Here is a 21,060-nt window from a genome sequence, read left to right on the forward strand (position 1 = left end):
TCGGCGTGTTAGCGCCGTGAAGCCAGCACGTTTTGACAGCAATTAGCGAATGACGATTTCATCCGACCGGATCATGCCAAGCACCGAGCGCGCCTGTTGATCCAGCAAATCCAGATCCAGATAGGTATCCGAGAGCCTGCGGGTCAGGTTTTCCATTTCCGTGATCTCGCCTTCTAGCTTGGCGAGGTCGCGCGACAGAGCGTCCCGTTCCGCAGCAATCTCGACCCGTCGGAACAGGCCATAGTCGCCCTGCACGGCGGCGAAGGTGAAATAAACACCCAGCACAAAAGCCACCATAAAGAATGCGACTGAGCCCAAACCGGGCCGATTGGAACGGGACACTCTGTTTACCGCCGTATGAAGTCTGCCTCAATAACGGACCCTTTTGGGCCTCTGATCGCACTATGTCACAGGTGATTCGGGTTGTGAATCCCCTGATTCGATAAAAACGCGCTGGCTGGCGGTTTTATTGCTCCAGCGCGGCAACGCCGGGCAGGGTCTTGCCTTCCATCCACTCGAGGAACGCGCCGCCTGCGGTCGAGATATACGAGAAATCCCTTGCCGCACCTGACGCGTTCAGCGCGGCGACCGTGTCACCCCCGCCCGCGACAGAAACCAATTGCCCGGACCGTGTCAGGGCCGCTGCTTTCAGCGCAGCCGCGTTGGTCGCGGTGTCAAACGGCTCGATCTCGAACGCGCCCAGAGGTCCGTTCCAAATAAGGGTCTGGCTTTGGCTGAAGATGTCGGAGATTGCAGCGACACTGTCTGGGCCTGCGTCAAGGATCATGCCGTCGTTGGTGCATTGATCAGCGGGCAGGACCTGATGGGGGGCGCCTGCTTCGAACTTTTCGGCCACGACGATGTCGGTGGGCAGGACGATGGTGCAGCCCGAGGTTTCCGCCTTGGCCATGATCTCGGCCGCAGTGTCCTTCATCGCGGTTTCAGCCAGCGATTTTCCAACGTTGAGACCTTGGGCGACCAGAAATGTATTCGCCATGCCGCCACCGATCACCAGATAGTCCACCTTGTCGATCAGATTGCCCAACAGCTCCAGCTTGGTCGACACCTTGGCCCCACCCACAACCGCCGTCACTGGGCGTTTGGGCGCGCCCAGAGCGCCCTCCAACGCCTCCAGTTCGGCCTGCATCAGACGGCCCGCACAGGCAGGCAACAGGCGGGCGATGGCCTCGGTCGAGCTGTGGGCGCGGTGAGCGGCCGAGAATGCGTCGTTGCAATAGACGTCTCCCAGCTTGGCCATGCCAGCGGCCAGGTCGGTGTCATTCTTGGTCTCGGCAGCGTGGAAACGGGTGTTTTCAAGCAGCAGCACCTGACCGGGCTGCAACTGCTCGGCGGCAAGTTCAGCCTCGGTGCCTACACAATCGGCGGCGAACAGGACGGTTGCGCCGAAAGCAGCTTCTAGCGTCGGGACCAGTTGTTTCAGCGACAGGTTCTCGCGCCGCTCACCACCCGGCCTTCCGAAATGCGCCAGCAGGATCGGCTTGCCGCCTGCCGCAAGGATGTCGCGAACGGTGGGCACAATGCGCTGAATACGGGTGGCGTCGGTCACAACACCGTCAACGACCGGCACGTTGATATCCACGCGCACCAGCACGCGCTTGCCGTTCAGATCCATATCGTCCAGCGTTTTCCAGCCCATCGTCCTATCCTTGCCTTAAAAACCGATTTAGGCGGTTCTTTTCCTGCATTTTGCCCTCAGGTCAATGCGTCACTTGGCTTTCACGCGTCCGGCGCATAGGTATTTGCGCAAGACAAACGACAGGAGGGCCACATGGCCGAGATCAAGGATCCCGAAAACACCATCATCATCGAGCTGAAGGGCGGTAATGTCGTCATCGAGCTACTGCACGACGTGGCGCCCTTGCACAGTGCGCGCATGAAAGAGCTGGCCCGTGGTGGCGAGTATGACAACGTGGCCTTCCACCGTGTGATCGACGGCTTCATGGCGCAGACTGGCGACGTGCAGCACGGCGACATGGAGGACGGGTTCAACCTGCGTATGGCGGGCACCGGTGGGTCGTCGCTGCCTGACGTTCCGGCAGAGTTCTCCAAGCTGCCTCATGACCGTGGAACTTTGGGCGCGGCGCGGTCGCAAAACCCGAACTCGGCCAACTCGCAGTTCTTCATCAACTTCAAGGACAACCATTTCCTGAACGGCCAGTACACCGTCTACGGTCGTGTGATCGACGGGATGGAGCATGTGGACGCGATCGTGCGCGGCGAGCCGCCTGCGAGCCCGGACCGCATGATCAGCGTCAAGGTGGCTGCCGATGCATAAGCTGGCCGCTGCATTTACCTTGCTGGCCAGCCCTGCGTTGGCCACGGGCCTTGAGATCGAGATCGAAGGCGAGGGTGCGAACGGCATCGTCACCGTTGACCTTTTTGAAGATCTTGCGCCCAAGCATGTCGAGCAGATCACTGCGATTGCCGCCGCCGGTCAGTATGATGGCGTGGTGTTTCACCGTGTGATAGAAGACTTTATGGCTCAGACTGGTGATGTCGAACACGGTCGGTTAGGCAGCGACATGCGCCGTGCCGGGACGGGCGGTTCGGACAGACCTGACCTGCCTGCGGAATTCTCGGACTACAATTTTGACCGGGGTGTCGTGGGCATGGCGCGCGCGCAGAATCCCAACAGCGCCAATTCGCAGTTCTTCATCATGTTCGCGCCCAGCTCGCACCTGAACGGTCAGTACACCGTTGTTGGTCAAGTGACAGGCGGGATGGACGTTGTTGACGCGATCAAGCGCGGTGACGGCCCCAACGGAGCGGTCATCGGTCAGCCAGACGTGATGAAAAAGGTTACTGTAACTGAGTAACAGGTGAGACCCCGGTGCCCTTTGCTCCGGGGTCTTTCAAGAACAGGGCTTAGTCGTCGCCCATTGTTTTCCAGATTATTGCGCCAACTGCACCACCGATCAAAGGTGCCACCCAGAACAGCCAAAGCTGCGCAAGGGCGGGTCCGTCCGCAAACAGCGCAACGCCGGTCGAGCGTGCGGGATTCACCGAAGTGTTCGTTACCGGGATCGAGATTAGGTGGATCAGCGTCAGCCCCAAACCGATAGCGATCGGGCCAAACCCGGCCGGAGCACCTTCAGACGTGGCTCCCAGAATGATAACGATAAAGAAGGCCGTCAGCACGATCTCGATGACAAGCGCAGACAGCATCGAATACCCTTCGGGCGATGCTTCGCCGTAACCATTGGTGGCAAAGCTGCCGACCCCCGTAAATTCGGGCGCGCCACTGACAATCACGTACAGGACAGCGGCCGCCGCGATTGCACCGATTACTTGCGCGATCCAATAGGGTATGAGGTCTTTGGCCGGAAACCGTCCGCCAATCATCAGGCCAAGGCTGACAGCCGGGTTGAAATGGCCGCCCGATATGTGGCCCACCGCGTAAGCCATCGTCAGTACGGTGAGGCCAAAGGCGAAGGATACACCCAGCCAGCCAATGCCTACATCCGCCACGCCTGCGGCCAAGACAGCGCTGCCGCAGCCGCCCAAGACCAGCCAGAACGTGCCGAAGAATTCGGCGATGAGTTTCGATGACATGAAAAGCCCTCCCAAAAACAATGGGTTCAGTGTAATTCAAAAAATCAATTTTGTGAAACTCTTGTGGGATCACGTCCCGCTGGTTGAAGTTTTTCCCCAGGTGGCGGGGTCCAGACGGAACAGTTTTACCAGTTGCTCGTAAATACCGGGCGCTTCGGATTTCAGGGCGTGGGGTCTCTCGAAAAAGACCTCGACCGATACAGCAAAGAACTCTTCGTGACCGACTGCGCCATATGGGTCAATGACTGTGTGCCGCCCCTTTTCCACAGACCGAACATGGGCGTCGTAGGCGGCCAGAAAGGCGCGTTCCCATTCGGTAAAGGTCTGACCGTGGCTTAGGATCGGAACGCCGTTTGTTCCGCCCGACAGGTCGTCGATCTGATGCGCGAACTCGTGCAGGACCACGTTGTGTCCATCATGGTCATCCAGCGCGCCTTGCCTGCTGTGGGACCATGACAGGATGACCGGCCCCCGGTCCCAGCTTTCGCCGGTGCGGACGATTTCCTTTTCGCTGACAACGTACCCGTCCTGCCTGCGCTGACGGGATTTGAAGGCGTTCGGATAAATCAGGATTGTCGTCAGATGATCGTACCAAAGCGGGCTGTTGACGATCAGGAGACACGCCTGCGCCGCGATTGCCAAACGCATTTCGTCGGTGACGTCCAAGCCATCGCACCCGTAGAACCTCACCTGATCCAGAAACAGGTTTACTTTGCCATCCAGCGCACCGCGAAGCTCTGGCGGTAGGCGGCGTACTATAGGAACCTGTTCCTCTACTATGGCGCATTGACGGGGGGTGAGGGGGGTGGACAACAGCGTGCTGCGTGTTTTTGCTTTGGACCAATGGCGATAGGCCAAGTACCCGGCGGCCAAAAGCAGAATAGAGAAGAAAACCCACATCCGACAAGCCTATACGCGACAAACTTGGCTTGGAACCGGAAACTGTTATCCGTGATCGTACAAAAAAACGCCGCAGGTTTTACCGCGGCGTTTTCTTGTTCATAACGTTCGAGGCGTGCTTACTGCTTGACCTCGGCAGCCGGGTTGGAACCCGACTTTGCGCTGCGACCCGGGTTCAGCGGGTCGTCCTGACGCTGTACCGAACCTTCAAAATGCGCGCCGCTTTCGATCGCGATGGTCTTGTGGATGATGTCGCCTTCGACACGTGCGGTCGAAGTCAGGCGTACTTTCAGACCACGCACACGGCCCACAATGCGGCCGTTGATTACCACGTCATCTGCGGTGACTTCGCCCTTGATGGTCGCTGTTTCACCGATCGTCAGCAGATGCGCACGGATGTCGCCTTCGACAGTTCCTTCAACCTGAATATCGCCAGAGGTTTTCAGGTTGCCGGTGATGTGCAGGTCCGAAGACAGAACCGACGCCGGAGGCTTGGGCTTGGGCGCGGTGCTCGCCTTGTTTTCCGACGGTGCAGGGGCAGCCGGTGTTGCTGGTGCGGCGGGTTTTGCCGCTTCAGGTGCACTGGAACCGGGCTCGTTGATTTTGCTCTTAGAAAACATTTCTCGCAGCCTTGATATAAGTCATTGGGTTAACAGGTTTTCCGTTCACACGCACCTCATAGTGCAGGTGCGTGCCGGTCGACCGTCCGGTGCTACCCATATCAGCAATATGATCCCCGCGCGAGACCCTTTGACCAACCTTTACCCTGATCTTGGTATTATGGGCGTAAAGTGTCTCGATTCCGAAGGCGTGCTTGATTTTTACCAGCCGCCCGAACCCGGACTGCCAGCCAGCATGGGTGACCACTCCGTCGGCGGTCGATAGAATATCCGTACCATGCGCACCCGCAAAATCGGCACCGTTATGCATGCGGCGACCGCCGGTCTTGGGGTCACGGCGCGTTCCAAAGCCGCTGGTAAAACGCACAACTGAGTTTACCGGGCTTGCAAACGGAGCTTTCTCGGCGGCGATGCGATAGAGGTTCAGCTGATCCATCTGCTGCAGCAGTGTGTTCGCGCGGATTTCGTCGGGGGTCAGTTCCTCACCGCGCGTGCTGAAGGATATGGGGGTTAGGGGGCCACCCATGCCGCTGTACCCACGCCGTACTTCTTCAATGATACGGTCAGTAGGCATACCTGCATTGCGGAACATCTTGTCGAGCGGTTCGACAGAGATGACCATTGCTTCTTCCAGTTGACGGAATATTTCGTCGCTTCGTTCCTGCATAAGCTGGATTTCCAGCTCAAGATCGTCGCGTTGATCCAGCGCGTCCTTGGCGTCGGCTGCGATTTGATCACGTTCCATTGCGGTTCTGACCAACGCTTCGGTCATAAAATTCATTTGCGCCGGGCTGGTGGCGCTTGCCATTTGCACCTCGTCCGAACCCGCATCGAGGTTCAGCTTGGCCAGTTCGGTGCGGGCGTCTTCGCGCTGTTTCATCGTGGCGCGCAGGGTCGTTTGGATGACTTCGATCCCGGTCTCAAGCTCGCGGCGGCGGTTTTCCGACGCCAGCAGCTCGGACTGCATGGCGGAAATCTGTTCCAGGGCGGCGTTGAACCGGTCCTGCGCCATCAGCGCCTCCTGAGCGCGAACATCGCGCTCGGCCGACAGAACATTCAGGCGTTCCTGATACGTAGCCTGATCGCGTTTCGCCTGCTCGCGGAAATTCCCGGACCCAATGCTGTCCATCAGCAGGATCGCGGTGGCAACAGCGGTCCAGCCCACGATCACTGCGACACCGGCGACAGCAGCGACCTGCGTCTCGGAACTCAGCCGGATGAACCGGGTGTCGTTGTCAGATTTCAGAAAAACCCTGCGTTCTGGAAAGTGCCGCTCGAGTAGTGAGTGTAGTTTTATTGCCAGACGTGTTCGCACGCGTCTTCACCTCTTTATCCCCATGATCGGGAGCGGTCGTGAGTGATAGCCGTCCCTTGGCCGAAGTGCATAGATGGCGCGCTTGATTTGGGCAAGTTTGTTAACCAGTTTACTCTGCAAAGCAGGTTATTCCCGCCAATTCTCGGCGAGAAATTGCCGATAACGTCAACTTAAGCACGTTTATTGGTCGTGTCCGGGCTGAGGCAGGTCTTCGGTCAAAGGCCAGTAAAAGTCGGGCGGCAGCCCCGCTTCGGCACGTTTTTCTTCGTTGAATGGCGGTTTCAGGACACCGTGGAAATACCGCCGGACCAAGTCGTGGAACACATCCTTTGGGTCGGCATTCTCGCGCCCGCACAGGAAATGGAACCACTTTGATCCATAGGCCACGTGCCCGACCTCCTCGGCGTAGATCACCTCGAGTGCGGCTATGGCCTGCTCAGCCTTGGCCTTGCGAAAGATGTCAATCATTCCGGGGGTTACATCCAGCCCGCGGGCCTCCAGCACCATCGGAACCACAGCCAGCCGCCCCATCAGATCCTCGGCAGTGTCTTCGGCGGCGCGCCACATTCCCGCATGGGCGGGCAGGGCACCGTAATGGCTGCCCAACTGCTCAAGGCAGTCGCAAACCATCTCGAAATGGCGCGATTCTTCTTCCGCGCATTTCACCCAGTCGTCGTAGAAACCGATTGGCATAGGCACGTGGCCGAACCGGGCGATGATGTCCCAGTGCAGGTCGACGGCGTTCAGTTCGATATGCGCAACGGCGTGCAGCAGGGCAATCCGCCCGGCCTCGGTCCCCGGTCGGCGTTTGGGAACATCGCGGGGCGAAAGCAACTCGGGCTTATCTGGCCGCGATGGATAAAGCGGAGGGGTCGCTGTCCCGATCTCAATCTCAGGCGCATCACCCGAGCGCGACGCAAACCACTCGGCAGCGTAACGTTTGGAAAGGGCGGTTTTTGCGCGCCCTTCCGCAGTGGTCAGGACTTCGGTCGCCATCTGGGTCAGCGTTTTCGACACCGGGTTTCTCCGCTTTTGCGTTTGCGCGGGTCTTAGACCGGATGGCGGTCGTGGGAAAGAGGGTCAGAGCGCGCGAGCTGCCTCAAGCACCTCATCCACGTGGCCGGGGACTTTGACCTTGCGCCAGACGCGAGCGATCTTGCCGTCGGCGTCGATCAGAAAGGTCGAGCGTTCGATCCCCATCGACTTGCGCCCATACATGTTTTTCTCAACCCAGACGCCGTAGTCTTCGCACACGGTTGATCCCTCGTCGGACAGCAGGGGGGTGGTCAGGTTGTGCTTGGCCACAAACTTGTCGTGCTTGGCAATGGTGTCCCGCGAAATGCCGAAAACCTGAGCGCCCGCCTCGGCAAAGGCTTGAAGTTGTTCCGAGAAACCGATGGATTCCTTGGTGCAGCCCGGCGTATCATCGCGGGGATAGAAGAAAAGAACGACGGCACCGCCGCGCAGGTCTGACAACGTGACCTCGCCACCGCCGTCGCGGGGCAACGTGAAATCAGGGGCGATGTCTGTAACGTCGGGCATTGGAAACTCCGTTAAAGGTTTTTAAGTGCTGTCAGACATCATAGGGCGGCGCGAGCGGGTTGAAAGGCGTGGATAGAAAATTGGTGCAGCACGAAGACAAAAGTGCAGACACGCCGGGCAAGCCCCGGCGCGGTCGGTCGCGTCGTCGTACTGCCGCTCGCTGGACGTTGTGGTTCGCGTTTTCCCTTGCTGCGATGGCTTTTGCTGGGTGGTTCTTTCTGATCGGTCAGCAATTGCACGCCCCGAACTGGATGCGGGTTCAGGCTGAAAAGCGGCTTGATCAAACGCTTGGCGGGCTGAAAGTCCGCTTTGGCGATGCTACCTTTTTCGTGAATGAGCAGTGGCGGCCCCGGCTTCGCTTGACGGATGTGACCATTAGTGATGCAGCCGGACAGCAGATTGCCCAGGTGTCCGATCTGCGCACACGCCTGTCGATGCGAGGGCTTCTGCGGGGGCAGATCCGGCCAAGGCGCATAATCCTGCAAGATGCGCAGATTGCCCTTACGCGCGGCAAAGATGGGGCGCTGTCGCTGACGGTTGGTTCGGGCAGCTCGCCCGTGCAACAGGCGCCTACGCTGACTGAATTGATCGAAGAATCCGACGATGTGTTTCTTTCTCCGATCTTGTCGGGGCTCAGATCGGTCGAGCTGCAATCCCTGACGCTGGACTATCAGGATTTGCGCTTGGGCCGCGCGTGGGTTTTTGACGGCGGGCATATTTCGATCACGCGCAGCGGGGACGAAATGCGCCTTGCCACCGGGTTTTCGGTTTTGACCGGCCGGGACTACGCCAGTTCGATCGAGGCAAATTACAACAGCGTTTTAGGCACGCCCGAGGCGAGTTTCGGCGTTTCGATCACCGATTTGCCGGCTGAAGACATAGCCGGGCAAAGCCTTGCGCTGTCTTGGCTTCAGGTTCTCAAGGCTCCGATCTCGGGGGCGCTTCGGGGCAGCGTGGACGAAATGGCAGCGCTCGGCCCTTTGTTTGCGACACTCAACCTTGGCGCTGGCGTCATCCAGCCCACACCTGAAACGCGGCCCATTCGTTTTGACTCGGCCCGGACGTATTTCACCTACGATCCCAGCCAGCAGGTCCTAGACTTTAACGAGGCGTCGATTGTTTCGGACCTTGGCGCGGTGCAGGCCAATGGCAAAGCCTTTCTGCACGGTATTGAAAACGGGGTTCTTGAAAGCCTGACGGCGCAATTGGACCTGAACAATATTGATATCTACCCCGGCGGATTGTTCCCTGAATCCCTTGAATCCGCCCGTGCAAATCTGGACTTCCAGATGAAACTGGCTCCGTTTGAGTTGCAATTGGGGCAACTGACCCTTGTGGATGCGGACCATACTTTACGCGCCTCAGGCAATTTGATTGGTCGCCCGGACGGGTGGGTGGCCTCTCTGGACGCGCATCTGGACACGATGACGGCCGACCGTTTGTTGAACTACTGGCCAGAGATATTGGCGCCAAAGCCAAGGAAATGGGTGTCTGAGAACCTTTTTGAAGGGCAGTTTTCGGATGTTGAGTTCGCTTTACGTCTGCTGCCTCGGAACGAGCCGGACATATATCTGGGTTTTGGGTTCAATGAGGCAAAGATCAGGTTCGCAAAGACATTGCCGCCGATCCAGGATGCCCAGGGGCGGGTCAGTTTGCTTGACGACCGGTTCACAGCTTCGGCCGAAAGTGGCGTGGTTATCGCCGACGCCGGCGGAGCCGTAGATGCCTCGGGAACGTCATTCATCATTCCGGACACAACGATCAAGGGGCCATCCCCGGCCATCGCGCGCATCGTGGCCAATGGATCGACAACCGCGGCCCTTTCGCTGCTTGACCGTAAGCCGCTTGAATTGCTCACGAAAGCCGGGCTGCCGGTTGATCTGTCTCAAGGAGAGGTCAGTCTTGCCGGCACGCTGGCGCTGCCCTTGAAAAAGGGGTTGAAGTTCAAAGACACAGAATTTCACTTTTCCGGCACGATAGATGATGTGGAAAGTGAACGTCTGGTGCCCGGCTTCTCTGTTCGGTCTGACCGCCTGAAGCTGACCGGAGATCAAGCGTTGGTCGAGATCGGCGGATACGGTTTGTTCGGTGACGTTCCGATCGAAGCGACATGGCGGCAGCCAATCGGAAGTTCCCAGCCGCAGCGCAGTGAACTAACGGGGGAAATCGAACTGTCACCCCGTCTGATGACCGAACTGAAAGCCGGGTTGCCGCAGGGTATGCTGACCGGGAAAGGCACAGCGGACATTTCCGTGGGCATCGGAGCAGGCGATCCCATAAAGCTGACGGCAACGTCGGACTTGGTCGGCGTTGGCCTTGCCATACCCGAGCTTGGCTGGCGCAAGGGTTCTCGGGCTGCCGGGAAACTAAACGTCGATGCAACGTTGGGCGACCAACTAAGTGTGGATGCACTGACACTGGATGCCGCGGGACTGCGCACCAAGGCGTCGATCTCGTTTCGCGAAGGCGGTGACTTTGACAAGGTTCAGTTCAGCTCATTCGATCTGGGCAACTGGTTGGCCGTCCCAGCCGAGCTGGTGAATCGCGGGTCATCCGTTCCAGATATCAGGGTGTTGGGCGGGGTCATGAATTTGGGCGGCGCTACGTTCGGCGAAGGCAGCAGCGGAGGCGGAGGCGGCGGGCGCGGGCCAGCGCTGGACGTTGTGTTGGATCGCCTACAGGTCACGGAATCGGTGGCGCTGACGGGATTCAGTGGATCATTCCAGACTACGGGCGGCATTACCGGGGCGTTCACAGCCGGCGTGAACGGAGGTGCGTCTGTTCGCGGACAGGTCACCCCGCGCGGCGGACGCAGCGCGGTTGAGCTGAAATCGTCGGATGCCGGTGAGGTGCTACGATCGGCAGGGGTCATCACTCAGGCTCGCGGCGGCTCGCTCGATATGAGCCTCGAACCCGTCGGCGCGCCCGGGAACTATGACGTTAACCTCAAGATCGTGAACACGCGGATCACGGATGCACCGGCAATGGCTGCCCTGCTGAACGCGATCAGCCTTGTTGGTTTGCTGGATGAAATGGCGGGGCAGGGTATCTTTTTCTCGTCCATCGAAAGCCGGATGCGCATCACTCCGACCGAGATCAAGGTTCTGAGCGGTAGTGCGGTTGGCCCGTCCATGGGCCTGTCTTTCGATGGAACGATAGATACCGTAGCTGGGATGCTGAATTTGCGGGGCGCGATATCGCCGATCTACCTGGTCAACGCGATCGGAAGCGTTTTTACCAAGAAGGGCGAAGGCGTGATCGGCTTCAACTATAACCTGACTGGTCCTCTGACAGCGCCCAAAGTGGCGGTAAACCCTTTGTCGGGTCTTGCGCCTCTGTTTTTGCGCAATCTGATGCGTACTCCACCGCCGACGGTGACGGATGGTCCAAATTCCCTGCCGGTGAAGCCCGACGAACCTAAACAGACCTTCGGGTCGCCTCCGAAAGATAATTGAACCGGGCTGTTGCTGAATCTGGTCGGGCCTTGTATGGCGCGCGCATGAAACTCAGCGACTTTGATTTCCACCTGCCCGAAGACCTGATTGCCACGCGCCCGGCAACGCCGCGTTCGTCGGCGCGATTGCTTGTGGCCGATGGCGACGCGATCTCGGACGCGCATGTGTTTGATCTACCCGATTGGTTGCAGCCCGGAGATCGCCTTGTTCTCAACGATACGCGAGTAATACCGGCACGCCTGAATGGACGGCGGCACCGCGACAGCGCTCAGGGACCCGTTTCCGCAGCGATCGAGGCAACTCTGCTGGACCCGCAAGCCGACGGAACTTGGGCCGCGCTGATAAAGCCGCTGAAGAAGGTCAAGCTGCACGAAGAGATCAAGTTCTCAGACCAGCTCAGCGCCACTCTGGAGCGGGTGGAAGACGGGCAAGCATTCCTGCGGTTCAACCTGACCGGAGAGGACTTTGACGCCGCGCTGGAAGGCGCCGGTGCGATGCCCTTGCCGCCCTATATTGCGGCCAAGCGTCCGGCGGACGAACAGGATAAGACGGATTACCAGACGATCTGGGCCCGCAATTCGGGCGCTGTGGCCGCTCCGACCGCGTCGCTGCATTTCGACGAGGCGCTGATGCGGGCGCTGGAAGAACGCGGGGTGCAGATTACGCATGTCACGCTGCATGTTGGCGCAGGGACTTTTCTGCCGGTGAAAGTCGAAGACGTGACCACGCATAAAATGCACGCGGAATGGGGAAGGGTCAGCGCGCAGGCCGCCAGCGAAATCCAAAAGACCAAGGCCGCCGGCGGGCGGGTCATACCAGTTGGAACCACTGCACTGCGCCTGATCGAAAGTGCTGCGCGTTCGGGCGGGATCGAGCCGTGGGAGGGCGAGACAGACATATTCATCTATCCCGGTTTCCAGTTTCACGTCACTGACGCGCTGATGACCAACTTTCACCTGCCGAAATCCACCTTGCTTATGCTGGTTTCGGCATTGATGGGGAAGGATCGAATGAGCGATGTCTACGCCCATGCAATTAAACAGAAATACCGCTTCTTTTCTTACGGTGACGCGTCGCTTTTGATCCCGTGAATGCCGCCTTGTCGGGATCGTATCTTGGTAATGTCGTAGACAAGCATGACCGGAGTCGTTTTTCATAACAAAACGAATCCGTAGTTCAGGTCGACATTGCTCGGAGGTTCCAATGATTCAGGTCCTGTCCAGCGCATGGGCGCTTCTTCTTGGCGTGGGCCTGCTTATGGTCGGCAACGGCTTGCAAGGTACGATCCTCGGCGTTCGCGGCGAGATCGAGGGGTTCTCGACCCTTGAGATGTCATTTGTGATGTCGGCCTATTTCGTGGGATTTCTCGGTGGATCGCGTCTGGCGCCCGAGATGATCCGACGCGTGGGACATGTACGCGTGTTTGCGGCGCTGGCCTCTTTCATTTCGGCCGTGATGATCATGTACCCGATGCTGACCGAACCTGTGGCGTGGATTCTGGGCCGTGTTGTGATCGGGTTCTGCTTTTCCGGCGTTTACGTCACGGCCGAAAGCTGGCTGAACAACGCCGCCAGCAACGAAAATAGGGGGCAGGCGCTGTCCCTGTATATGATTGTTCAGATGACCGGGATCATTACAGCGCAGGGCTTGATGCTGGTCGGAGACCCCGCAGGGTATGAGACCTTCGTGATCGCGTCGATTCTGGTTTCGGTTTCCTTCGGGCCGATCCTGTTGTCGATTTCACCTACACCTGCGTTTGACACAACCAAGCCGATGACCCTGCGCGAATTGATGGGCAAATCACCGCTAGGCTGCGTCGGCATGTTCCTGTTGGGCGGCGTGTTCTCGGCTCAGTTCGGCATGGCGTCGGTGTATGGTGCGCGGGCCGGGCTGACTCTGGTCGAAATCTCGACCTTCATTGCCGCGTTCTACGTTGGGGCCGTGGTCTTGCAGTACCCGCTCGGCTGGTTTTCCGACCGCATGGATCGCCGGTTTCTGATCATGCTTGTGGCCATCGCCGGGGCCGGAGGGTCGATTTCCGGCATGTTGTTCGGTACGACGTTCCCGATCCTGCTGGTTTCAGCTTTCGTGATCGGCGGGATGTCAAACCCGCTCTATTCCCTGCTGATTGCACATGCCAATGACTTTCTTGAGCATGAGGACATGGCGGCGGCCTCTGGCGGGCTTGTCTTTATCAACGGGTTGGGGGCGATTGCCGGGCCGCTGATCACCGGTTGGTTGATGGGCGACGGCGTGTTTGGCCCTCAGGGGTTTTTCCTGTTTATTGCCATGCTGTTGGTCGTGACCGCAGGGTACGCATTGTACCGTATGACGCAACGCGCGGCGATTCCGGTCGATGAAACCGGAACGATGTCTCCGCTGTACCCCACGGCCTCACCCGTTGCGTTTGAAGTCGCACAGGAAGTGGCCATCGAAGCGGCCGAAGCCGAGCAAGACACGCAAGATGTTGCCTAGGACACGAATTTATGTCGCAAGTGTTGCAATATGTTACTGTAACAGACCTGTAAAACAGCCTTTAATGACGTTACGTCCCTGGGGGAGGCGAACAGACGGAGTTTAGGGCAATGGCAGGGCCTGAAGACGTACTGAGTTTTTGGTTGGATGAAGTCGGTCCCAAGGGTTGGTATTTGCAGGACGAGGCGCTTGACGCTGAAATCCGCAAAAAGTTCCTTCCCATTTGGGAGGCAGCAAACGAGGGCAAGTTTTCCCTTTGGCTGACCTACCCAAGCGGCGCATTGGCGTACATCATTCTGATGGATCAATTCCCACGCAACATGTTCCGAGACAGCGCCAAGGCGTTTGCGTCTGACCGTGCGGCATTGTCAGCGGCCAAATGTGCTGTGGACAAGGGGTGGGATCTGAAAATTGATGAACCCGCAAGGCAGTTCTTCTACCTTCCCCTGATGCACTCGGAAAACCTGTGCGATCAGGAACGCTGCGTGCGGCTGATGTGTCAGAATATCAGCGAGGATTCGAGCAACCTTTTGCATGCGCGTGCGCATCGTGAGGTTATTCGGCAATTTGGCCGGTTCCCGTACCGCAACGAAGCGCTTTCGCGCCCAATGACCGAACCCGAAGCCGCATATGTGGATATGGGTGGTTACGGAACTACGGTCAGAGAGCTTCAGGCGGCCAGTTAAGTCGCAGGCTCACACCCACGTATCGCAATGATCCGGTCGGCGATCGCGTCGGCCGAGGTCTGAATTGCCGTATTGATCAACTCGTCCGGTGCATCGGTGATCTCAGAAATACGGGTCTGCGCTGATTGCAGCTTTGCTTCAAGCCCGTCCAATTTGTCCAGTGCCGACGAAAGTTTCTGCACCTCCACTCGGTTGGTGACGACATCGCCCAGCTGGATCGAGGACAAATCGCTGCGCAGGGCGGCCAACTCGCCCCGGACGCCCTGAATTTCGTCTTTCAACGGGGCTACGATTTGTATGTTCTGGGCGAATGACGACGCGATCCCGTCGACCGTCGAGGCCAGCTTCCATCCAAGAAACAGGCACAGTGCCACCAGAATAAGAGTGGCGTTCAGCAGTGCTAGCAGTAGGTCTTTGAGCGTTCTGGCCATTGTAAGCCTCTTGAATAACTTGGGTTTAACGGTTGCCGGTCCAGCCCGGCCTCTATGTTCTAGCCATTGAACCAGACGCGGTATAGGCTGAAAACTGCGCACTAAGCGCAAATTGACCCTGCGTCGCTTTTGTCGCGGGTGGCCTATATTGATGCGTGTGGAAATTTAGTTTAATGGTAAACTAATTTCTGAACCATCCTGCGCCGAGAGGAAACCATGGCTGCACAATCTTTTGATCTGATCGTAATCGGCGCCGGTCCCGGCGGGTATGTGGCCGCAATTCGCGCGGCCCAGTTGGGTTTGAAGACCGCTGTGGTCGAGCGTGAACATCTTGGGGGCATCTGCCTGAACTGGGGGTGCATCCCCACCAAGGCGCTGCTGCGGTCGTCCGAGGTTTTCCACCTGATGGAACGGGCCAAGGATTTCGGCCTGAAGGCGGACAAGATTGGGTATGACCTAGACGCCGTTGTCAAACGCTCTCGCGGGGTAGCTGCGCAGTTGTCTGGCGGCATTGGCCATCTGCTGAAGAAAAACAAGGTAACCGTGGTGATGGGCGAGGCGACAATCCCCACCAAGGGCAAGGTCTCGGTCAAAACAGACAAAGGAACCGAGGAGTTGACAGCCAAGAATATCGTTCTGGCCACTGGCGCGCGTGCCCGTGAATTGCCGGGGCTTGAGGCGGATGGCGATCTGGTCTGGACCTACAAGCACGCATTGCAGCCGCCACGCATGCCCAAGAAGCTGCTCGTCATCGGGTCGGGTGCAATCGGTATCGAATTCGCCAGCTTCTACAATACGCTGGGGGCCGATACGACAGTGGTCGAGGTGATGGACCGCGTGTTGCCCGTTGAAGATGCGGAAATCAGCGCCTTTGCCAAGAAAGCATTTACCAAGCAGGGCATGACCATCATGGAAAAGGCGATGGTCAAGCAACTGGACCGTGCCAAGGGCAAGGTGACCGCGCATATCGAAGTCAAGGGCAAGGTGGAAAAGCATGACTTCGACACCGTGATCTCTGCGGTCGGGATCGTTGGCAATGTCGAGGGGCTGGGCCTCGAAGCCTTGGGTGTAAAGATCGACCGGACGCACGTGGTGACGGATGAATATTGCCGGACCGGGGTCGAGGGTCTCTACGCCATTGGGGATATCGCTGGTGCACCTTGGCTGGCGCACAAAGCCAGCCACGAAGGGGTCATGGTCGCCGACCTGATCGCGGGCAAGCACGCGCACCCTGTCAAACCGGAAAGCATCGCAGGCTGTACGTATTGCCAGCCACAGGTTGCATCAGTGGGGTATTCCGAGGCGAAAGCAAAAGAGCTTGGCTATGAAATAAAAGTTGGCCGCTTCCCATTCATCGGCAACGGCAAGGCGATCGCGCTGGGCGAACCCGAAGGGCTGATCAAGACTGTTTTTGATGCCAAGACCGGGGAACTCTTGGGCGCGCATATGATCGGTGCCGAAGTGACGGAACTGATTCAGGGCTACGTTGTCGGGCGCCAGTTGGAGACAACCGAAGAAGACCTGATGAACACGGTCTTCCCGCATCCGACACTGTCGGAAATGATGCATGAAAGCGTACTGGACGCTTATGGCAGGGTTATCCACATGTGACGTGCGGCGTATGGGGGCTCTGCCCCCGCCGCCCGTGCCGGGCGACTCCCCCGGGATATTTTTAGCCAGATGAAGCGGGGGATCCGTGCTTCATCTGGCCCCAAGTATCCCGGAGCGCGAGGCAGAGCCTCGCAAAAATGTTTATTTGGTCAGAGCGTCCAGAATGCGCGCCCACGAGCGGATGCCCTTGTGGAAACTTTTGACGTCGTATTTCTCATTGGGGGAATGGATTGCGTCGTCGTCGTTGGCGAAGCCAACCAGCATAGAGTCCAGCCCGAGTTCGGTGTTGAAATAGCCGACGACCGGGATAGAGCCTCCCATCCCTGTGAAGACGGCCTCGCGGCCCCATTCATCGGACAGGGCGCCCCGGGCGGCTTCGAAATCGGGGCGGTCGAGGTTCATGACAGAAGCGGGCGAGCCTTCCAGGTCGTTATCCCATTCGATCTTTGCATCTGTCGACAGGCGTTGCTCAACATGTTTTCGGATTTTCTCCCTTAGGTCATCCGGATCCATGTCACCGACCAGACGGCAGGTGATCTTGCAGTGCGCCTGCGACGGGATAACCGTTTTTGACCCGGCCCCGTTGTAGCCACCCCAAAGCCCGTTCACCTCGAGTGTTGGGCGGGCCCATTGCTGTTCCAGCGCAGAATACCCTTTTTCGCCATGCGGCTGCGTATATCCCACCGAGTTGAGGTATTCCGCCTCATCAAACCCGCAGCCTTCCCATTGGCGAAGCTGCTCTGCTGGAACGTCGTGGACGCCTTCGTAAAACCCGTCAACGGCCACGCGACCGGTTTCGTCATCGTAAAAGGACGCGACAATTTTTGACAGCTCGCGAAGGGGGTTCAGGCCGGGACCGCCATAGTGACCCGAATGCAGGTCGATCCGGGGTCCGGTGATTGTGAATTCGTCCTTGAGCATCCCGCGCAGTTGAGATGCGATTGAGGGGACGCCGCGCGACACCATAGACGTGTCGCAGACCAGGGCCAGATCCGCTTTTAGCTCGGCCGCGTTTTCGCGCAGGAACGGGACCAACGAGGGCGAGCCGGATTCTTCTTCGCCTTCAAAGAAGAATGTGATGCGACAGGGCAGGGTGCCGTGAACGGCTTTCCAGGCGCGACAGGCTTCGACAAAGGTCATCAACTGGCCTTTGTCATCCGATGAGCCACGCCCCCGGATGACGGGGCCATTCTCCGTGTCTTCAATCGCTGGATCGAACGGGTCGCGATTCCAAAGGTTCAGCGGGTCGACGGGCTGCACGTCATAGTGACCGTAGAACAGGACATGCGGTGCGTCGTTGTCCTTACCGATATGACCAACGACCATGGGGTGCCCGGTGGTTTCCCGCTTTTCCGCTGAAATCCCGATGGACTGAAGGTCCGAGACCAGCCAGTCGGCGGCCTGGCCGACTTGGGCGTCATAGGCTGGGTCCGTTGAAATCGAAGGAATGCGAAGCAGTTCCATCAGGCGGTCGATCGAGGTTTGAAGATCGGCGTCGATACGGGTCAGAACAGCGTCCAGCGACATGGGGGTCTCCTGCCATGATGAATTTGGCGGAACCCTATCAGCGCCATCGGCGCCGTCCAGTACGCTTTTCCAGGATCACTTGATAAATGCCAAAGGAATAGGAGTGCTTTTTCTGCGCAGCCTGCGTCGTTTCCTCGCGTCTGTTTGCCGTAACTTTACTTGTCGAGAAGGGTCCAAAAAGATATTTGATGCAAATCAAATAAGCATTCTCTTAGTTCGATATATGTTTTGGGCTAAAATGAGTGCATCGGTGCAATTTCGGATTCGTCCGAAAGCGGTGCCAATAAAGACGTTCGGCCAGTGTGAAAGAGGCCGGGCAAGTAAGGAGAAACCGGTGGACTATACTGCTCAGCTCGATTCAGCGATCGCTCGGCTACACGACGAAGGACGCTACCGGACTTTTATTGATATTGAGCGGCGAAACGGGCACTTCCCTCATGCTGTTCGGACGCGCCCTGACGGGTCGCAGCAGAATATCACCGTATGGTGTGGCAACGACTATTTGGGCATGGGTCAGAATCCGGTTGTTCTGAACGCGATGCATGAGGCTGTTGATGCCGCCGGAGCAGGTTCGGGTGGTACGCGCAATATCTCGGGGACAACTGTTTACCACAAGCAACTAGAGGCCGAGCTTGCCGATCTGCACGGTAAAGAGGCGGCGCTGTTGTTCACCAGTGCTTACATCGCCAATGACGCAACGCTGAGCACGCTGCCGAAACTGTTTCCGGGGCTGATCATTTATTCTGACGCATTGAACCACGCCTCAATGATCGAGGGGGTGCGTCGCAATGGAGGTGCCAAGCGCATCTTCCGCCACAATGACGTCGCCCATCTGCGTGAGTTGCTTGAGGCGGACGACCCCAAGGCCCCCAAGCTGATCGCATTTGAATCCGTGTACTCGATGGACGGTGATTTTGGTCCGATCGAAGAAATCTGCGACTTGGCCGATGAATTCGGGGCGCTGACCTACATTGATGAGGTTCACGCTGTCGGTATGTATGGCCCGCGCGGGGGTGGAGTGACCGAACGTGATCGTTTGGCGCATCGTATCGACATCATCAACGGAACATTGGCCAAAGCCTATGGCGTCATGGGCGGCTATATTGCTGCGAGCGAAAAGATGTGCGACGCCGTGCGCTCTTATGCGCCGGGCTTCATCTTCACGACTTCTCTGCCGCCCGCCATCGCAGCGGGCGCTGCGGCGTCGGTCTCGTATCTGAAGCGCACGCCAGAACTGCGCGAACAGCATCAGACGCAGGCAAAGATCCTGAAGCTGCGGCTCAAGGGAATGGGGCTGCCTTTGATTGACCACGGCAGCCACATCGTGCCCGTGATCGTCGGCAATCCGGTTCACACCAAAATATTGAGCGATCGGTTGCTGGATGACCACGGAATCTATGTACAGCCGATCAATTTCCCGACGGTTCCGCGCGGGACCGAGCGTTTGCGGTTTACGCCGTCTCCGGTCCACGGACCCGACGAAATGAACCGTTTGGTGCATGCGATGGACGAACTTTGGTCACATTGTGCGCTAAATCGCGCCGAACTCGCAGGTTAACCTCACGCCGAAGTGTGCAACGTGATTATCGCGTGTTAAGATTATTCTAACAAAACGGGCAGGCGAATCATTTAGGCCATGATTCGTCGCAAGCGTAAAACACGCGTAGGCAGAATGGGGCAGCAGGGATGATTGGGCGCAGATCTCAGCGCGAATCCAAAGATGACATCGAAGTCCGACCGAAAGGGTATGACGACTACGAGGTCAGGCTTGGCGACATGATGCGCGGCGAGCGTGCGACTATGGGCAAGTCGCTTCTGGATGTTCAGCGCGAGTTGCGGATCAAGGCCAACTATATCGCCGCCATAGAAGACTCAGACCCAGAGGCATTCGACACACCCGGCTTTATCGCCGGGTATGTGCGTTCTTACGCTCGCTACCTTGGCATGAACCCTGATGAGACATTCGCGGCGTTCTGCAAGGAAAGCGGGTTCGAGGTCGCGCACGGCATGTCCGCTGAAGCTTCGGTTGTGCGTAAACCTGCAGGTGGCTTGCCGGCGCGCGGTCCAATGGGCCGTGATCCGTTCATGTCGCCCAACACGCCTTATATCCCCGGTCGGGAATCTCTAGTCAGTCAGATCGAGCCTCGGGCGATCGGATCTTCCTTGGTTTTGTTGTCACTGATTTGCGGTATCGGTTACGGTGGATGGGCCGTTCTGAACAAGATTCAGCAAGTACAGGTCAGTCCCGTCGAGCAAGCCCCGGTCGTGTTGTCCGATCTAGATCCGCTGGATGTTGCCCGCTCTGACGGATCGTCCGATGAAGTTGCTGCTGTTCAGACACCCAGCGCCGAGGCTCTGGATCGTTTGTACCGGCCTCAGGCGCTGGATGTACCGGTCCTTGTCGCACGGGATGCACCGATCTCTACACTGGACCCGCGTTCCGTCGGGACTTTCCTGCCACCAGAGCCGCCTCAGTTTGAAGTCGCCGAGGTGCACACTGTCGAACGTCCTACTTTGCCGCAAGTGGTCGAGGAATTGGACACAACGCTCAAGATCGTAGCCGTCGACCCGGCATGGATGCGCGTCACGGCTGCGGATGGCAGCATCATTTTTGAAGGCACGCTAGGTACGGTCGAGCAGGGCAGTACATTCGAGGTGCCGCTGACCGAGGAGCCACCGCTGCTACGGGCCGGGGCATCCGGGTCGGTCTATTTTTCGATGAATGGTGAACATTTCGGCCCGGTTGGTAATCCCGGAACGGTCGCAAAGGGCGTAGTTCTGTCCAAGGATGCCGTGGCCGATCGTTACGATGTTGCTGATCTTGAGGCCGAACAGAACAGCGCGCTCAAACAGCTCGTTGCTGAATTACAGGCGCAAGAGTCGCAAGAACCGACTGAGTGATCTTGCCATTGCGGTGCCCTGAAA

General features: G+C 58.2%; 19 protein-coding genes. 9 read left to right on the top strand and 10 right to left on the bottom strand.

Annotated elements, in window-relative coordinates:
* Nucleotides 1-42 precede the first annotated feature (42 nt).
* Together ACR0KS_RS07470 and ACR0KS_RS07475 are read right to left on the bottom strand one after the other, a co-directional pair.
* Entirely contained in the window at nt 43-342 is a 300-nt protein-coding gene (locus ACR0KS_RS07470; protein ID WP_170382720.1) for a septum formation initiator family protein, read from the bottom strand.
* A gap of 124 nt (nt 343-466) precedes the next feature.
* Nucleotides 467-1,657 (bottom strand): phosphoglycerate kinase, encoded by a 1,191-nt coding sequence (locus tag ACR0KS_RS07475; RefSeq protein WP_170696091.1) that lies wholly within the window; start codon nt 1,655-1,657, stop codon nt 467-469.
* A 132-nt stretch (nt 1,658-1,789) separates the two neighbouring features.
* On the opposite strand from ACR0KS_RS07475, the gene ACR0KS_RS07480 reads away from it, so the two are divergent.
* Together ACR0KS_RS07480 and ACR0KS_RS07485 are read left to right on the top strand one after the other, a co-directional pair.
* Entirely contained in the window at nt 1,790-2,296 is a 507-nt protein-coding gene (locus ACR0KS_RS07480; RefSeq protein WP_170564967.1) for a peptidylprolyl isomerase, read from the top strand.
* Nucleotides 2,289-2,837, top strand: coding sequence for a peptidylprolyl isomerase (locus tag ACR0KS_RS07485; RefSeq protein WP_170564965.1), 549 nt, complete (start codon nt 2,289-2,291; stop codon nt 2,835-2,837). Before ACR0KS_RS07480 ends, ACR0KS_RS07485 begins: the two co-directional genes overlap by 8 nt.
* Nucleotides 2,838-2,886: 49 nt before the next feature.
* Here the strand turns inward: ACR0KS_RS07485 and aqpZ are convergent, their stop codons facing one another.
* The 6 genes from aqpZ to ACR0KS_RS07515 all read right to left on the bottom strand — a co-directional run bounded on the left by aqpZ (nt 2,887) and on the right by ACR0KS_RS07515 (nt 7,950).
* On the bottom strand, nt 2,887-3,573 hold the full coding sequence (aqpZ, locus tag ACR0KS_RS07490; RefSeq protein ID WP_170564962.1) for an aquaporin Z: 687 nt from the start codon (nt 3,571-3,573) through the stop codon (nt 2,887-2,889).
* A gap of 69 nt (nt 3,574-3,642) precedes the next feature.
* Nucleotides 3,643-4,473 carry a M90 family metallopeptidase gene (locus tag ACR0KS_RS07495; protein WP_170564959.1) on the bottom strand — a complete coding sequence of 277 codons (831 nt, stop codon included), beginning with the start codon at nt 4,471-4,473 and terminating at the stop codon, nt 3,643-3,645.
* A gap of 119 nt (nt 4,474-4,592) precedes the next feature.
* Nucleotides 4,593-5,093 (bottom strand): polymer-forming cytoskeletal protein, encoded by a 501-nt coding sequence (locus tag ACR0KS_RS07500; protein WP_170564956.1) that lies wholly within the window; start codon nt 5,091-5,093, stop codon nt 4,593-4,595.
* Nucleotides 5,083-6,408 carry a DUF5930 domain-containing protein gene (locus ACR0KS_RS07505; RefSeq protein ID WP_170382733.1) on the bottom strand — a complete coding sequence of 442 codons (1,326 nt, stop codon included), beginning with the start codon at nt 6,406-6,408 and terminating at the stop codon, nt 5,083-5,085. Before ACR0KS_RS07505 ends, ACR0KS_RS07500 begins: the two co-directional genes overlap by 11 nt.
* 180 nt (nt 6,409-6,588) lie before the next feature.
* Nucleotides 6,589-7,404 (bottom strand): ferritin-like domain-containing protein, encoded by an 816-nt coding sequence (locus ACR0KS_RS07510; RefSeq protein WP_170565936.1) that lies wholly within the window; start codon nt 7,402-7,404, stop codon nt 6,589-6,591.
* A gap of 84 nt (nt 7,405-7,488) precedes the next feature.
* Complete coding sequence (locus ACR0KS_RS07515) at nt 7,489-7,950, bottom strand: peroxiredoxin (protein WP_170413802.1); 462 nt, start codon at nt 7,948-7,950, stop codon at nt 7,489-7,491.
* A gap of 68 nt (nt 7,951-8,018) precedes the next feature.
* On the opposite strand from ACR0KS_RS07515, the gene ACR0KS_RS07520 reads away from it, so the two are divergent.
* From ACR0KS_RS07520 to ACR0KS_RS07535, 4 genes are all read left to right on the top strand, one after another.
* On the top strand, nt 8,019-11,405 hold the full coding sequence (locus ACR0KS_RS07520) for a YhdP family protein (protein ID WP_480693161.1): 3,387 nt from the start codon (nt 8,019-8,021) through the stop codon (nt 11,403-11,405).
* A 44-nt stretch (nt 11,406-11,449) separates the two neighbouring features.
* A complete protein-coding gene (queA, locus tag ACR0KS_RS07525; RefSeq protein ID WP_170564950.1) occupies nt 11,450-12,496 on the top strand; it encodes a tRNA preQ1(34) S-adenosylmethionine ribosyltransferase-isomerase QueA in 1,047 nt (348 codons plus the stop codon).
* Nucleotides 12,497-12,608: 112 nt separating this feature from the next.
* Nucleotides 12,609-13,880 (top strand): MFS transporter, encoded by a 1,272-nt coding sequence (locus ACR0KS_RS07530; RefSeq protein WP_170564947.1) that lies wholly within the window; start codon nt 12,609-12,611, stop codon nt 13,878-13,880.
* A gap of 110 nt (nt 13,881-13,990) precedes the next feature.
* Nucleotides 13,991-14,566 carry a DUF924 family protein gene (locus ACR0KS_RS07535; protein ID WP_170481327.1) on the top strand — a complete coding sequence of 192 codons (576 nt, stop codon included), beginning with the start codon at nt 13,991-13,993 and terminating at the stop codon, nt 14,564-14,566.
* Here the strand turns inward: ACR0KS_RS07535 and ACR0KS_RS07540 are convergent.
* Nucleotides 14,563-14,997 (bottom strand): hypothetical protein, encoded by a 435-nt coding sequence (locus tag ACR0KS_RS07540; RefSeq protein ID WP_170564944.1) that lies wholly within the window; start codon nt 14,995-14,997, stop codon nt 14,563-14,565. The genes ACR0KS_RS07535 and ACR0KS_RS07540 overlap by 4 nt on opposite strands.
* A 216-nt stretch (nt 14,998-15,213) precedes the next feature.
* Between ACR0KS_RS07540 and lpdA the strand changes: the two genes are divergently transcribed.
* Entirely contained in the window at nt 15,214-16,608 is a 1,395-nt protein-coding gene (lpdA, locus tag ACR0KS_RS07545; protein ID WP_170564941.1) for a dihydrolipoyl dehydrogenase, read from the top strand.
* 141 nt (nt 16,609-16,749) lie between these two features.
* On the opposite strand, the gene ACR0KS_RS07550 is transcribed toward lpdA, so the two are convergent.
* Entirely contained in the window at nt 16,750-18,135 is a 1,386-nt protein-coding gene (locus ACR0KS_RS07550; protein ID WP_170564938.1) for a M20/M25/M40 family metallo-hydrolase, read from the bottom strand.
* Between the two features lie 334 nt (nt 18,136-18,469).
* Between ACR0KS_RS07550 and hemA the strand changes: the two genes are divergently transcribed.
* Nucleotides 18,470-19,693: a 5-aminolevulinate synthase gene (hemA, locus tag ACR0KS_RS07555; protein WP_170564935.1), complete on the top strand. Its 1,224-nt coding sequence runs from the start codon at nt 18,470-18,472 to the stop codon at nt 19,691-19,693.
* A 128-nt stretch (nt 19,694-19,821) separates the two neighbouring features.
* Nucleotides 19,822-21,036 carry a helix-turn-helix domain-containing protein gene (locus ACR0KS_RS07560; RefSeq protein ID WP_170551832.1) on the top strand — a complete coding sequence of 405 codons (1,215 nt, stop codon included), beginning with the start codon at nt 19,822-19,824 and terminating at the stop codon, nt 21,034-21,036.
* The last annotated feature ends 24 nt before the right edge of the window (nt 21,037-21,060 follow it).

The organism is Ruegeria sp. BC7, assembly GCF_056539165.1.